Source organism: Methanoregula sp. (genome assembly GCF_023227875.1).
GTDB lineage: Archaea > Halobacteriota > Methanomicrobia > Methanomicrobiales > Methanospirillaceae > Methanoregula.
Map to the genome: position 1 here is coordinate 48,872 of NZ_JALOCH010000012.1, position 13,615 is coordinate 62,486.

Genomic DNA, 13,615 nt, shown 5'->3' on the forward strand with positions numbered 1-13,615 from the left:
TGATGATTCAGTGATATGTCCGGTATGGCAGCAGGCTGTCGACAATTGTCTTTTCTGAACCGGAATAGAGTGTCACGATTACCTGGATCCGGTCGGTGCCGCGGGTACCTTGCAGGCTGACTTCCGATAACCGCTGGTTGAAGTTGAGTTTATCCTCGGAGACTGTTCCATCCGACCGTGTCAGGATCACCTTGTTCTCTTTCACGAGGTTCATTCCCGGGCCCCCGTTGAACCGGACGGTGACCATTGCATTGCTGTTGTCCTTGTTCACATCCACGTACAGTTCGGTATCCTTGGCCAGCGTCTGGGTTGGTTCTGTTGTAAGTACAACGGTATTCACGACGGCATCCGAGCTCCGGTAATTCACCGTTCCCGAGGTATTGGACTTAACCGAATCCGATGCGTTCAGGCCCATGGGAAACCCAAATAAACCCATCTGCGTCCCGGCAAAAAGAAGGATAATCACAACAAGGACGACCCCCCCGATGACAAGTGCCCTGGTATTCCGGACGGGAGCTGCTGCGGGCTGACTGGCCGGTACACGTGGACGCTCCGTTACTGGTGTAGTTACAGCAGCAGGTTCAGGAACCGGAGGAGGAGCGGGCGGGTCATAAGAGACCGGCGGGTTCGCCGGCTCCGGTTCAGCACTGGCCGGGGGAATACGTGTCATGCCCGGTCTGATGATATGTTCAACGGTCGCGATCAGGCGTTCAATGTGCTTCTCCATGGGAGGTGAGACGGCATCGAGCCAGTGTGGGACCCCGATCAGGTACTCCATGGACTTGGAGGGGGCTACATCCTCGATACGGAACGGGATGATAATCTGCCCCTTGTTCACGGCGTGCGTCAGTTCTCTCGTGACGTGGGGAGACTTGTTTGCATAGGAAGAGAAGATGACAACCAGCACTTTTCCTTCCTCAATGCCCTCAATAATCGCTTCGGGAAAGCTTTTTCCGGGGCGGATATCCCGGGGGGCGATCCAGCAGCGGATGTTCCGGGATTCAAGTTTTGCACAGACCGCATCGGCAATGGGCTTGTCCTGCTGGGCATAGCTGATAAAGACGTCATGATGGTTAGGATTTTTCCGGGACGATTCATCCGTCATATGCCGATCAGGATAATGTGGATCTCCTGCCCCCTCTGTGAATTTTTACTCTGGGTTGTGAGATGATTAGTGTTCCCCTTTTAGAGACGGACCACTTTAAGGTATACCTTTGCAAGGATCGCCGGCAGGGCCCTGATAACATTCCGGTCCTTCTGGCGTTGCTCCTCGGTGAGGTCTGACCACGGGAGAATGCAGTTATGGATCTTCTGCATGTCGTCACGGTTCTTTACATATACCCACCCTTTCTTCACCCGTTCGTCCACCCATCGTTCATGTTCCATTTCGGCAAGGAGTTCAACTTCATTGTCGGTGAACGCAAAGAGCGGTTCACGTGTTTCTGACGAGAGTCCGATCGTGCAATGGATCCGGTGGAGCATCTTCCAGATATTCTCTGCCTGACGGATGTTCGAATCCTTTAACCGGTTGGGAAGCTCGTTCCAGGGACGCATGGATGAGTTGGTTTCCGGGGTCTCACCGGCTTTTCTCTCATTTTCGAGATACTCCTCGTGAATTGCCCGGGCCACCAGTTCCCGGGTGCCGGTTGCACCGATATCATAGTATTTCCTGATGATATTCCGCACTTTCTCCGATTCAATCCATCCCCGGTCAATCCGGGTGATGATGTCATTGATCTCGGCTGCCAGGGTATGGATCTTTGCGGCAGTTGCCTTTTCTTCGAGCAGATCGGACAGGCCGATGATTGCGGTGATGGGATTTCTTATGTGATCGCCAAGGATGGCGAACTGTTCGATATTCTTCTCGATCTGTGCATATGCGTCCTTCTTGAACTGCTCCATCTCTGCCAGTTCGGTGATGTCGAGGCCATATACCAGTGCACCGGTGAGATTGCCGGTGGTATCGCAGCGGGGTATAACGGTGAACCTGACCACACTTCTCTCCCCGTCTTTTCCCTGCACGGGCTGGATCTGTGTGGCGCGGGATTCACCGGACCCGGCAACATCTTTGATTTCTGCCATCAGCTCATTGGCAAATAACGGGAAGAACTGCCTGATATGGCCGCCCCTGGCGGAAAATTCACGGTTGCCCATGAACTCATTGAATGCCCGGTTTGACCATGCGATCGTACCGTCGGGCTCCAGTACCAGCACCCATTCGGACAGTCCCTCAAGCGCTTCGTTGAGGGTTCTGGTCATATCTGTTGATGCATCCATCCCTTATCCCCGTCTTTCTTTGTGAATACTATCCGTCAGCCCTTATTCGTTTCTAAGTATGGGGGCCCTCGTACAGTACGAGATAATATAACGGGAGACCTCTTCAATAAATCAATACGGGGACCTGTCCACAGAATCTGGTTAAACCTGACGGTCCTGAACAATAGACCTGAAAAGGAAAGTGGACTCGACGGGATTTGAACCCGTGGCCTTCACGTTGCAAACGTGACGATCTACCCCTGATCTACGAGCCCGCTGCACATATGCTTGCGGCATACTATTTTTCTGTCAATTCCATATAGTTGTTACTGATCAAACGAAGTTTTGGCGATCCTTGACAGCGTTTCCAGACATTTCATGGATATTGCCAAAATCCAAAACACTTTTTTGAACCGGGTGAGATACAAGAATATTACTCCGGGCGCTCGCTCCGGGATGGAGTATTCATGGCAAAACTGATCATCGAACCGAAGAAGACAAAAGAAGGGCAGATTGAATACATCGTCAACTATCACGACCCCAAGAGCGACAACTCGTTCATGGTAACGACAACGAGCGATCTCAACGAAGCGATTGACCGTCTGAAATCGACGCTTGAAGGTGAAGTACAGGCGATCCTGCAGAAGAAGTAACGATCAGGAATTTCTTTTTTTTAAAATTTCGAGGGTTTACACAAAACCTCTCCAATCCCGAGAAACGAGAAGACCCAAAGGGTCTTCGAAAACAAAGATGGACCCGGCGGGATTTGAACCCGCGGCCTCTACGTTGCGAACGTAGCGATCTACCCCTGATCTACGAGCCCGCTGATGGGGATAATAGGTTTCGTGCCGATGGAATATAGTTCTTGGCGTTCCCGTATCCGGGACAAAAAAATATGATCAGAGAATGATCTCGATGTCAAGCTTCTCTGCCAGTTCCTTGTACCTGTTCCGGATGGTGACTTCCGTTACACCGGCAACTTCTGCGACCTCGCGCTGGGTACGCCTCTCGCCGCCAAGGATGGAGGAGATGTAGATGGCTGCAGCGGCAACACCGGTCGGGCCGCGGCCGCTTGTCAGTTCACGCTCTCCTGCCTGGCGGAGGATCTCCACGGCACGGCTCTGCACCTCGCCCTTGAGGGTGAGGCCCGAGCAGAAGCGCGGCACGTAGTCGATCGGGGACGTCGGGAGGAGCTTGAGTCCGAGTTCGCGGGAGATGAACCGGTAGGTCCTGCCGATCTCTTTCCTGGATACACGGGATACTTCTGCGATCTCGTCGAGTGTCCTGGGGACGCTGCACTGCCGGCAGGCTGCGTAGAGTGCGGCTGCCGCAACACCTTCGATGCTCCGCCCGCGGATCAGGTTCTTGTCGACCGCGTCACGGTACACGACGGCTGCGGTCTCACGGACGTTCCTCGGGAGGCCCAGTGCGGATGCCATGCGGTCCAGTTCCGAGAGGGCGAATGCGAGGTTGCGCTCGGTTGCATTGCTGACACGGATCCGGCGCTGCCACTTGCGGAGACGGTAGAGCTGTGCCCGGTTCTTGGAGGAGATGGCCCTGCCGTACGAGTCCCGGTTGCGCCAGTCGATCATGGTCGAGAGACCCTTGTCGTGGATGGTAAAGGTCATCGGGGCGCCGACACGTGACCTCTTCATCCGCTGGTCATGGTCGAAGGCACGCCACTCGGGGCCGCGGTCGATGAAGTCATCGTCAATGACAAGCCCGCAGCTCTGGCAGACAAGTTCTGCCCGCTCGTAGTCGTGCACGAGCTGCCTGCCGCCACATTCCGGACAGACCGTCTCGGTGTGGTTCTCGGCTTTTTTCTCCTGTTCTTTCTGTTTTGTACGGGACTTGAGCGCTTCACGCTCTGACTGGAGGGTTTTTAATTTCTCGATTTCCTGCATCCACATTCACCTGGTTTGAGATTGGAAATTTTTCCTGCTGATTACGGGCCGGTATATCCGCGGGGGTTATTTCGTGAAGAGTTTTTCATTGGGCTGGACAGTGCATTTCTCCCGGCAGAGAACAGCGGCATAGGGGGCCTTGATGTTCCCGAAGAGATCCAGTATTTTGCCAACCGGTTTCATGCGCCGGTCGGAAACCTCACTATAAAGTGCGGGGAGCTGGGCGGCATCACACTGGATAATGAGCATCCGGCTGCCAATGGTGCTCATCGCTCGACCAACAACTTTCACGAACAACCTCAAGGATACAATAATGCTGAAATATTTTAGTAATCTATATATGTGCGACAGCAGGGTATTTAAACGTTGCGTGAAAGTATAAATAGAAATTTCAGAAACCCAGGAATTGGTCGATATTTAAAGATAGCGCCCGTTTACACTCCGCATCGGTCAGTCCGGCCCCTTTGGCAACGATAAATTTCGCGCGCTCATCAAGGATGTCGTGGGGGGCGTGTGCGTCGGAGTCCACGACCATCCGGCATCCGGCCTCCCGCGCAACGCGTGCCACGTGACCATTGGTCCGGTTGTGTCCACCGCGGGAGGTGATCTCAAGAGCAATACCATTCTTTGCGGCAGCTTTCGCATCCTTGAGAGTAACCATGCCCGGGTGGGCGAGGACATTGACATACCTGCACATGCAGGCTGCATGGTTGGTCCCCTCTGCAACCGGCTCGACCGGTGTTTCGCCATGGACAACGACAATATCGGCACCTGCGGCTTTCGCTGCTTTTGCGAGCGGTGCGATCTGGGTCGGGGGCACGTGGGTTATCTCCACGCCGCAGAGTAGCCTCACCCCAAAGAGGCCGGCAGATTCCCGGACGAGCTCAAGCGTCGAGAGAACGGACTCCGCATTCGAGAGGTCCACGTGATCGGTGATCGCCACGGTTGTATACCCCGTAACTGCCATCCGGCGGACAAGCTCGATGGGGAGCATTTCGCCATCAGAGAGGATCGAATGGGTGTGCAGGTCGTACATGCCGCTCATTTCCGGATCTCCAGTTTCTGTGCGATTTTCCTGATCAGCACTTCCTTGCTCTCCGTCCACTGGGCGACGATGCGGCCCTCGCGCCGGGTCCAGTGTGCCGGGTGGTGATGGTCTTCCACGCGGTACTGGATGCCGTAGCGTTTGAGTGCCCGTTCGATATCCGTCAGTACTGGTCCCTTGACCCCGAGACTGCGCGGGACCCGCCGCCCCTCCGCCCGGGAATAATGGGCATTGAAATAACACGGATAGAGGATACACTCGCCAGCTGCCATTGCCGGATAGTTTGTGGGTCAAGGTATAAACACTGCACGCTCCCACCTTCTATCATGCATCACATCGACGTCAGGCTGGAGAAGGATGTCTACGACGCCAACAACTCTCTTGCCGACCACAATGCACAGCACCTGAAGGCCCACGGCGTCAGGGCGTTCGACCTGCTGGGGGCGATCGGGTCAGGAAAGACTGCCCTGATCGAGCGCCTTGTCCCCCTGCTTGAGAAGAAGGGGCTCCGGGCCGGTGCCATCGCCGGCGACGTATATGGCGACGACGACTTCAAGCGTATCGTTGCAACCGGCATTCCCGCGTACAATGCCAACACGGGCAAGGAATGCCACCTCGATGCCCACCTTGTCGAACACGCGATCGACCACCTCCCGCTCGATGACATCGACGTCCTGTTCATTGAAAATGTGGGCAACATGGTCTGCCCCACGGACTTCCGTCTCGGGGCGGAGAAGCGGATTGTCGTGGTGAGCTCCACGGAAGGGGACGATGTGGTGAACAAGCACCCGATGATGTTCCGCGACTGTACGATCGGTGTGATCAACAAGGTCGACCTGGCCCCGCTTGTAGGGGCGAACCTGAACAGGATGGAGTCGGACATCCGCCGGTATAACCCCGGTATGCCGGTATTCCGGACAAACCTGAAGACCGGTGACGGCGTGGCAGCGCTCCTTGACACCATCCTCGTCACCCCGATCCGGTAACCGGCAATGCGTAAACGTAGAAGTACTATAAATATCTCTGAAGGGAATATATAGAGCACCATCTTTGGGCAGGATACCTGAAGAATTTGAGAGTGACACCATGCAGTGGCAGGCAGAATCCGTACGAAAAGTAACCGGTGGCAGGCGCCGCCCGGCACAGAAGAAGCGCAGAGCAGAGATCGGCCGTGCACCGGCAGACACCCATATCGGTGAGGCCCGGACACGGGTTGTCAGGACGTTTGGTGGCAACTTCATCACCATGGCGCTCCGTGCAAACTTCGCCAACGTGACCAACCCGAAGAACGGTGAGACAAAGAAGGTCAAGATCGAGACCGTGGAGAAGAACACGGCAAACCCGAACTATGTCCGGAGAAACCTGCTCACCAAGGGTGCCGTGATCAAGACCGAGCTCGGGCATGCAAAGATCACCAGCCGCCCCGGCCAGGACGGCATCATCAACGCACTCTTACTCGAATAAATTCCCCCCATATTTTTTCTCATTCTGATTTTATCAGGTCCATATCATCTTCTGCATGATATGTACGCAGCAATCTTTTTTCTTTCAGATGTGCAATGCTCTAGTCATGCGAAGGATCTATTATCGTTTCCCCCAGCGGGTGGATCTCTCGTTTGCGATGGGCATGCCGTTTAACGAGACCCTCCGGTATATCGCACACCTGGACAACGAGGAATCGACAAAGACTACCGGGAAAGAACTGGTCAAGGTCAAGACCCGGGTGGAGATTGCGCTCGACCGTGCCACGTTCGGCGACATAACCCCCGACGTCCTCCGGCCTGGTGCTATCACCGAGGCAGTTGACTTCCGTGTTTCCGTCCTTGCGCTTGCTCTCCGCGGCGGCGGGAAAGTCCCCATTGCCAATGATATTTTTTACCTGCGGCTGAGTGACCAGGTCTCCCGGACCGATATCGATATTGCAAAAGAAGGCCGCGGGGAGGGGCTGGACGCACTGGACATGAAAAATATCCTCCTGGGTGCCCCGAAGTGACCCTCCGGACAACGATCGTCGCCCCCTTCAGGCATACACGGAAGACCGGCATGCGGAAGAACGAGCTGGTCTATTACTTTGCCCTTGACCGGAAATGGATGAGCACCGAACAGGCAAACCAGCTCCTCCGTCGCGCAGAAGAAGATGGCCTGGTGCGGCAGGACAACGGGACATATTCCCTCACGTTCGACAGTGCGGAGGTGACCATCCCCATCGGCTTCAAGCCTACGTCCGCGATCTTTGAGCGTAACGACCCGACCCAGGAACTCATCGGCCGCATCGCCAAAGTCCGGAACGTTGACGAGACAGAGATTGTTGCAGAGATGAACCGGGTCATCAAAGACGGGTTCGACACTCACCTCCTCCCCCCGGCAGCGCTGATCCTCCTTGCAAAAAAATACAATATCCCTTTTGAAGACCTGCGCGATTCGTTCCGGCAGGCGATAAAAAAAGCATGATGCCCCGGCATCTCCGGATAAAGTCTCTTTTAGCTGGAACGAACCAATACACAAAGTATTTCCTCGAATTATTCATTAACTATCATAAAGCATTTCTGGAGACCAGGTATGAGACACGGAAGAAGGAGAAGAGATCTCGGGGATACGCCGTGGATTACCATCGCGGCAATTGTCGGTGTAATCGCGGTTGTAATTCTGGCTCTGGTATTTTTCCTGGGGGGAGGGTCCGACCAATCGTCCGCGACCTCACCATCAGGGAGCAGCAGCGCAGCCCCGACCACGAAGTTATCGAACCAGGGTGTTGCGTCGATCACGGTTAAGACGACTACGGCACCAGCAGTCCCGGTTTCCGGGGTCTGGATTATGGTTGACTACATTGGCAGCTATAAAGGAAGCTATGGGATGCCATCCGATCTCCGGAAAGTGGAGGAATCCGGCATCCGGCTCTTTGAGGTGGTAAATGCGACCGGCACCGTTCAGGCAACCTTCGCGAAGAAGGACAGCTCTGCCAGGCACGACCTCTCCGTTACGATCTATAAAGACGGAAAAGCCGTCAAGGTAGGGGAAAACAGCTCGGCATACGGGATTGTCAGTATCAGATACCCGTAATTTTTTTTGAAAATTCCTTTTTAAAAACCGTGTAAAACCGGTGAAGAAGATCAAAAAGAGATTATTTATTTCTTGCCGACTCTGGCTTTCGGTGCTGATTTCTTCTCTTCCTTCTTCTCGCCCTCTACTTTCGGGAAGAGCTCGTCAAGGGTTTTCTCACCGTAGGTGGTAACGCGTGCATTGATCTGGACGAAATCCTGGGTGATCTCGCTTGAGCGGATCGTCTTTCTCCGGCGTTCCCCTTCCATCGTCGGGTGAAACCCGATGCCCCCGGCAAGGAGGAGTTTCTTGCGCCCTGCGCCCGGGAGGCCCTTCTTTGCCGTGATCCCGGTCCGGTCGGATGCTCCGGTGATCAGGATCTTGTATCCCGCGAGCCCGAGGGAACCTGCTTCCAGTTCATCGCCAATACTTTTGCCCACAATCGCACCTGCTGCGCCGCCACTGGCGTCGACATTGTAGGCGCGACCGGTCTTGGGGTCTGATACAACGACTTTAAACTCAACCATGAATGATTCTCCGTATTATGTTATCCAAAAAACCCAATTTACCGGGTTTCTTTTCACGTCTCCGGCTGCCGGCGGATTCGCCTACACATGAGAAGTACCCATATTCTTATACTGGTACGCTATTAAACCCTCGCGTTACCTTCCGGTCGGAAAACACCTATTTGCCCCAGAAGGGATCGCCCTTGCGCCGCATTGCCGTGAATTCAGCAAGGATCTCCTGCGTGCTCGCGTTCAGGGTCTTGATCATCTCTTTTTCCAGCACCTTGACATGGCGTTCCGGGATGTCGACATAGAGGTCGTCGCCAACGCTCACCTGCCGGCCGACCGTTGCGCCTTCGATGGATATGGCGATCTCAAGGCCTTCGTCCGCTTCCCGGATCGTTTCCTGGCGGAGCTGCATGGTCTTGAGGTGGCCGACTTTTTTCCCGTCCAGGTGGATCAGGTTCACATCGCTGCGCAGCTTCCCTCCCAGTACCCGCACGCCCACTACGGCCGGGTTGCTCTGGCGGAAGACACAGTCCGGGAGGAGGCGGATCTTCGCCGGCATCACCACGTGCTCGAACCGCTGTTTCTCCTGCAGGCGTTTCTGTTCGTCCCGCCATTCGACGTACTGGTCGATCAGCTGGTAGATGACACGCCCGTCGAACACTTTCACCTGGGTATAGAGGGGATTTTTTATCATCTCCGCAGCATCCGGGAGGATGGGCGTGTTGAACGAGAGCAGGACCCGGAACACCGGGTTCTTGAGTGTCTCGGTCTCGATCAGGTCAAGACGGCTGACCGGGCCCACTTCCGCCCGCATCACACCGATCTCCTTGCCCTCGAGTTCCTTGCAGAGGGCTTCGAGCGCACCGATCGTATCCGCCTTGATCACGATCCCCTCATCGGCAAGGTTCACGTGGATCTCGGTCATCTCCTTTTTGATCCGGGCTTCGATCTCGTCGCGGTTACCGCGGATGACAAAGAACGGCGACCCGGCGATCACGCCCTCAAGGTTCGGTGCAGTGACCTTGATCCCCGACGCCGCGGCAACGGACTTCACCCGCTCGAACCGGTCCTCCACAAGGATCTCCTTCATGGGCCGGGGTTTCAGCAGGGACCGGACTTTCGTCACGATGACATCGCCCTGCGTTGCAACGGCGATCTCGTCACCGATCGCGAGCGTGCCGTCGTACAGGATTACATCAAGCGTGGTCCCGAGGCCCCGCTCTTCCTTGACCTCAAGGACGGTCCCGGCACCCGGGCCTTCTACCGCGAGCTTGAGCGCATCGCCCATGTACCGCTGGGCAAGGCCGATCATGACAAGGAGGAGGTCCGGTATGCCCTCTCCCGTGTGGGCACTCAGCGGCACGATCGCCAGGTTGCGCTGGAAATCCGAGACCCGGTCGAACCGGTCCGAGGAGAAATCGAGATCGGAGAGCTTGCCCACAATCTCATAGGTCTTGTTCTCCACATCGCTCTTTACCCGCTCGTTCTGCTTTGCAAACGAGGAGAGGAACGACTCGTTCTCGTTGACACGCCAGCCGTGAATGCGGTCGATCTTCGTTGCGGCGATGACAAACGGCGTCTTGCAGTTCCGCAGGATCTGGAGCGCCTCGATGGTCTGGGGCTGGAACCCCTGGTTGATATCCACGACAAGGATCGCCATGTCCGCAAGCGCCCCGCCACGGGCCCGCAGGGTCGTAAAGGCATGGTGCCCCGGCGTATCGATAAAAAGGAGGCCAGGGATATTGATGGGGACCTTCTCCATCGATCCGCTCATCGTCCGTATCGCGTCGATGGGGACGATGGTGGCGCCGATGTGCTGGGTGATCGCCCCGACTTCGGAACTGACGACCGAGGACCCTCGGATCCGGTCGAGGAGCGAGGTCTTGCCGTGGTCCACATGCCCCATGACACAGACAATCGGTGTCCTGATCTTCGGGTTCTCCGCCATCTCCTTGCCCCCTTGTATTGTTACAGCTCTGATCCCGGGTAAAAATCCCCTGCTCCCGCGTGCCCGCGCCAAAGGCCGCGGTACGTCTCATCGTCAGGAAAGTGTGTTCAGAGCCACCTGATATGTAATGGATGCCAGACCGTATTAATAATCGCCCCCCGGCAAGAGTCGATACCTGCGTCGCAGGATGCAAGGGCCCGTATATTTTCAGGCGGCCGGTAAACACGGATAGATTAATGTGAGTCCGGTGCAAATGTAAAAGGGACATCTGCCAGGGTAGGGTAGTCTGGTTATCCTAAGGGGCTGTGGATCCCTCGACCCGGGTTCAAATCTCGGCCCTGGCCTTTTCTTTTCAACTGGTTTTCGATATCGTGTCGTTCATTCCGGTTAAGGGTTGTTTTTTCACCACGGTTTCTGCGATCTCTTTATATCCGGGCCTTTAATCAGCCTGTTGAGGTTACGGTACATTTTTGTACAACAACCAACAAAAATGTACAATATCCGGAAGACCTGTCACTAATTTCAGGCCTTGTGAGGATTCCGATGGCTGACAACAATTATGTCCATGGCTATTCAGCACGCGAGTCGGAGCGGCTCGCAGACCAGGCACAGACACTGACAGAGCTCCTGCACGATGATACCCGCTACTCGGCGGGCGCACGTGTACTGGAGGCCGGCTGCGGTATCGGCGCCCAGACCGTGATCCTTGCAAGGAACAGCCCGGGTGCAGTGATCACATCGATCGATATATCCGAAGAATCCCTGAAACGGGCGAAGGAGACGATCCGGCAGGAAGGGATCACGAACGTGACCTTCCGGCAGGCAGATATCTTTCATCTCCCGTTCGGACCTGCCAGCTTTGACCACATCTTCCTCTGTTTTGTGCTGGAACATCTCGCAGAACCAGCACGTGCACTGGAGCAGCTCCGCCCGCTCCTGAAAGATGGCGGGACGATCACGGTGATTGAAGGTGACCACGGTTCGACCTTCTTCCACCCGGAGAACGAAGACGCCCGCCGGGCCGTGCAGTGCCTCGTCACACTCCAGCAGCAGATGGGCGGCAATGCGCTGATCGGGCGACAACTGTACCCGCTGGTCAGCAGTGCGGGGTATCACGATGTCCATGTCTCGCCGCGGATGGTGTACGTGGACGCCTCCCGCCCGGCGCTTGTCGAAGGGTTTACAAAACTGACATTCACCGCCATGGTCGAAGGTGTTGGCCCGGCAGTACTGGAGAAGGGGCTGATGAGCCGGGAAGAGTGGGAGCGGGGAGTTGCCGCACTCTACCGGGCCGCAGAACAGGACGGCGTATTCTGCTACACATTCTTCAAGGCAACCGCACGGAAGTAATCGCGAGCCTAGCATGAAGATCACCATCATCCTTGCCCACCCGCACAGGGGAAGTTTCAACCATGCAATAGCGGAGACGGCCGCAGGAGCACTCCGCGGGGCCGGCCATGCGGTAACCTTCCACGACCTCTGTGCTGAAGGGTTCGATCCGCTCCTGCCCGAGGGCGAGATCGCCCGGGATGCACCCCTTCCGGAACACGTTGCCCGGCACTGCGCCGAGATCGCTGCAACGGACGGGCTTATCGTTGTCCACCCCGACTGGTGGGGTATGCCGCCGGCGATCCTGAAAGGCTGGATCGACCGGGTTCTCCGCCCGGGTGTTGCCTACCGGTTTGCCGCGACGGATTCCGGGGAAGGAGTGCCGCTGGGGCTCCTGAAAGCGCGTGCCGCCATAATCTTCAACACGTCCAACACCCCGGCTGTGCGCGAACAGGAAGTTTTCGGCGACCCGCTCGAACGGATCTGGAAGGACTGTATCGTCTCATTCTGCGGGATCCCGGTCTGCCACCGGCGGATGTTTGGCGTTGTCGTCACCAGCAGCAAGGAGGAGAGGAAGGCATGGCTGGCGGAAGTGCGGGATATGACCCTTGGCACCTTCCCGCCCATCGAACGGTAGTTGTGCCGGCCCCCTCTTTTTGATGCGGCCGGATCACAACGTGAAACAATGGTCGTCTCTAAAAAAGGGGTGCTCTGTAGATTTTTTTGATATGACATTCCCCGCTCACCCAATTAGTACACCGTCCGACCCCCGCTCCCCCATGGAGCCAGGACACCCCCTTCCTTCAGACGGTAAACTGCACGAATCCGGCCCGGAAAGGGGAGGGGGCGTGCGGGGGTCGGGTGGTGTACTTTGATACTTAATCTCCTGTGACCAACAGGTCCGGGGGAAAATTTCCGATAGTAATTACCTGAATCACATTGGTTTGTCCGCACGGGAAGTACACCGCCCGACCCCCCCTCCACGAGTGCAACGTAAGCCCGGGAGCGTGAGCATCTCCGAATGATTTCGTCAATGTTTCCGGCAGCACTTTCACCCTGTGCAGACCATCAGTGTTTATTTTTAATCATGAATATTCGTGATGGGGAATCAAAAAATGGATACAGAAAAGATCACGAATGAGATCCTTGCAACCGTCCGGGCCATGAACACGTGCTGGACGGAAGGATGGCACGAAGAACAGTTCCGTCAGTATATCCACACGGATGCGGTTGCCATCGTACCGTCACATCCCGGCCGGCTTGAAGGCCGGGAGGCATACGTTGCCGGGTGGCGGGGCTTTGCAGAAACGTCTGTGATCCATGAATGGAAGGAAAGGGATCACAAGGTCCGGATCTATGCCGGTGGGAAGAGTGCCGTGGTCACGTATCTCTTCTCGATCACGTTTACCGCTGGCACCGTAAAACAGTCAATGCAGGGCCGGGACATGTTCTTCCTTGTGAAGGAAGGGCGGAAGTGGCTGGTTGCTGCCGACCAGTTCTCACCGGAACCGTATCCAGCGGGAACTGTACAATAACCGGAAGAGACGTAACCGGTATAAATTGTCGCACGGAGAATTAT

17 protein-coding genes and 3 tRNA genes are annotated in these 13,615 nt (G+C 55.9%); 10 read left to right on the forward strand and 10 right to left on the reverse strand.

Annotation, left to right across the window (positions count from 1 at the left end; genetic code table 11):
* Nucleotides 1-7 precede the first annotated feature (7 nt).
* The 3 genes from M0R30_RS11960 to M0R30_RS11970 form a co-directional block, all read right to left on the reverse strand.
* Nucleotides 8-1,105: a toll/interleukin-1 receptor domain-containing protein gene (locus tag M0R30_RS11960; protein WP_292547192.1), complete on the reverse strand. Its 1,098-nt coding sequence runs from the start codon at nt 1,103-1,105 to the stop codon at nt 8-10.
* An 80-nt stretch (nt 1,106-1,185) separates the two neighbouring features.
* Nucleotides 1,186-2,277 (reverse strand): RyR domain-containing protein, encoded by a 1,092-nt coding sequence (locus M0R30_RS11965; protein WP_292547194.1) that lies wholly within the window; start codon nt 2,275-2,277, stop codon nt 1,186-1,188.
* 182 nt (nt 2,278-2,459) lie between these two features.
* Nucleotides 2,460-2,531, reverse strand: a tRNA-Ala gene (locus M0R30_RS11970).
* A 192-nt stretch (nt 2,532-2,723) separates the two neighbouring features.
* On the opposite strand from M0R30_RS11970, the gene M0R30_RS11975 reads away from it, so the two are divergent.
* Entirely contained in the window at nt 2,724-2,909 is a 186-nt protein-coding gene (locus tag M0R30_RS11975) for a hypothetical protein (protein WP_292547196.1), read from the forward strand.
* Nucleotides 2,910-3,007: 98 nt separating this feature from the next.
* On the opposite strand, the gene M0R30_RS11980 is transcribed toward M0R30_RS11975, so the two are convergent.
* From M0R30_RS11980 to M0R30_RS12000, 5 genes are all read right to left on the reverse strand, one after another.
* A tRNA-Ala gene (locus M0R30_RS11980) sits at nt 3,008-3,079 on the reverse strand.
* A 76-nt stretch (nt 3,080-3,155) separates the two neighbouring features.
* Nucleotides 3,156-4,160: a transcription initiation factor IIB gene (locus M0R30_RS11985; protein WP_292547198.1), complete on the reverse strand. Its 1,005-nt coding sequence runs from the start codon at nt 4,158-4,160 to the stop codon at nt 3,156-3,158.
* Nucleotides 4,161-4,226: 66 nt separating this feature from the next.
* Complete coding sequence (locus M0R30_RS11990; RefSeq protein ID WP_292547200.1) at nt 4,227-4,451, reverse strand: Gar1/Naf1 family protein; 225 nt, start codon at nt 4,449-4,451, stop codon at nt 4,227-4,229.
* A 100-nt stretch (nt 4,452-4,551) separates the two neighbouring features.
* Nucleotides 4,552-5,205: a histidinol phosphate phosphatase domain-containing protein gene (locus M0R30_RS11995; protein WP_292547202.1), complete on the reverse strand. Its 654-nt coding sequence runs from the start codon at nt 5,203-5,205 to the stop codon at nt 4,552-4,554.
* Nucleotides 5,202-5,477: a signal recognition particle subunit SRP19/SEC65 family protein gene (locus M0R30_RS12000; protein WP_292547204.1), complete on the reverse strand. Its 276-nt coding sequence runs from the start codon at nt 5,475-5,477 to the stop codon at nt 5,202-5,204. Before M0R30_RS12000 ends, M0R30_RS11995 begins: the two co-directional genes overlap by 4 nt.
* Nucleotides 5,478-5,531: 54 nt before the next feature.
* Here M0R30_RS12000 and hypB point away from each other — a divergent pair, with 54 nt between their 5' ends.
* From hypB to M0R30_RS12025, 5 genes are all read left to right on the forward strand, one after another.
* Nucleotides 5,532-6,191 carry a hydrogenase nickel incorporation protein HypB gene (hypB, locus tag M0R30_RS12005; protein ID WP_292547206.1) on the forward strand — a complete coding sequence of 220 codons (660 nt, stop codon included), beginning with the start codon at nt 5,532-5,534 and terminating at the stop codon, nt 6,189-6,191.
* 100 nt (nt 6,192-6,291) lie between these two features.
* A complete protein-coding gene (locus tag M0R30_RS12010; protein ID WP_292547209.1) occupies nt 6,292-6,669 on the forward strand; it encodes a 30S ribosomal protein S8e in 378 nt (125 codons plus the stop codon).
* Between the two features lie 106 nt (nt 6,670-6,775).
* The gene (locus tag M0R30_RS12015; protein ID WP_292547211.1) at nt 6,776-7,198 is read left to right on the forward strand and encodes a hypothetical protein; all 423 of its coding nucleotides are present in this window, start codon (nt 6,776-6,778) and stop codon (nt 7,196-7,198) included.
* Nucleotides 7,195-7,656: a DUF2240 family protein gene (locus M0R30_RS12020; protein WP_292547213.1), complete on the forward strand. Its 462-nt coding sequence runs from the start codon at nt 7,195-7,197 to the stop codon at nt 7,654-7,656. The genes M0R30_RS12015 and M0R30_RS12020 overlap by 4 nt, the downstream gene beginning before the upstream one ends.
* 108 nt (nt 7,657-7,764) lie before the next feature.
* The gene (locus M0R30_RS12025) at nt 7,765-8,265 is read left to right on the forward strand and encodes a hypothetical protein (RefSeq protein WP_292547215.1); all 501 of its coding nucleotides are present in this window, start codon (nt 7,765-7,767) and stop codon (nt 8,263-8,265) included.
* A gap of 65 nt (nt 8,266-8,330) precedes the next feature.
* Here M0R30_RS12025 and M0R30_RS12030 read toward each other — a convergent pair whose 3' ends face one another.
* Entirely contained in the window at nt 8,331-8,771 is a 441-nt protein-coding gene (locus tag M0R30_RS12030) for a 30S ribosomal protein S6e (RefSeq protein ID WP_292547217.1), read from the reverse strand.
* A 157-nt stretch (nt 8,772-8,928) separates the two neighbouring features.
* A complete protein-coding gene (gene infB, locus M0R30_RS12035; protein ID WP_292547219.1) occupies nt 8,929-10,707 on the reverse strand; it encodes a translation initiation factor IF-2 in 1,779 nt (592 codons plus the stop codon).
* 270 nt (nt 10,708-10,977) lie between these two features.
* Here infB and M0R30_RS12040 point away from each other — a divergent pair.
* From M0R30_RS12040 to M0R30_RS12055, 4 genes are all read left to right on the forward strand, one after another.
* Nucleotides 10,978-11,051: transfer RNA gene (locus M0R30_RS12040), tRNA-His, on the forward strand.
* Nucleotides 11,052-11,250: 199 nt separating this feature from the next.
* Nucleotides 11,251-12,057, forward strand: coding sequence for a class I SAM-dependent methyltransferase (locus M0R30_RS12045; RefSeq protein WP_292547220.1), 807 nt, complete (start codon nt 11,251-11,253; stop codon nt 12,055-12,057).
* Nucleotides 12,058-12,070: 13 nt separating this feature from the next.
* Nucleotides 12,071-12,673 carry an NAD(P)H-dependent oxidoreductase gene (locus M0R30_RS12050; protein WP_292547222.1) on the forward strand — a complete coding sequence of 201 codons (603 nt, stop codon included), beginning with the start codon at nt 12,071-12,073 and terminating at the stop codon, nt 12,671-12,673.
* Between the two features lie 478 nt (nt 12,674-13,151).
* Complete coding sequence (locus tag M0R30_RS12055; RefSeq protein ID WP_292547224.1) at nt 13,152-13,571, forward strand: nuclear transport factor 2 family protein; 420 nt, start codon at nt 13,152-13,154, stop codon at nt 13,569-13,571.
* The last annotated feature ends 44 nt before the right edge of the window (nt 13,572-13,615 follow it).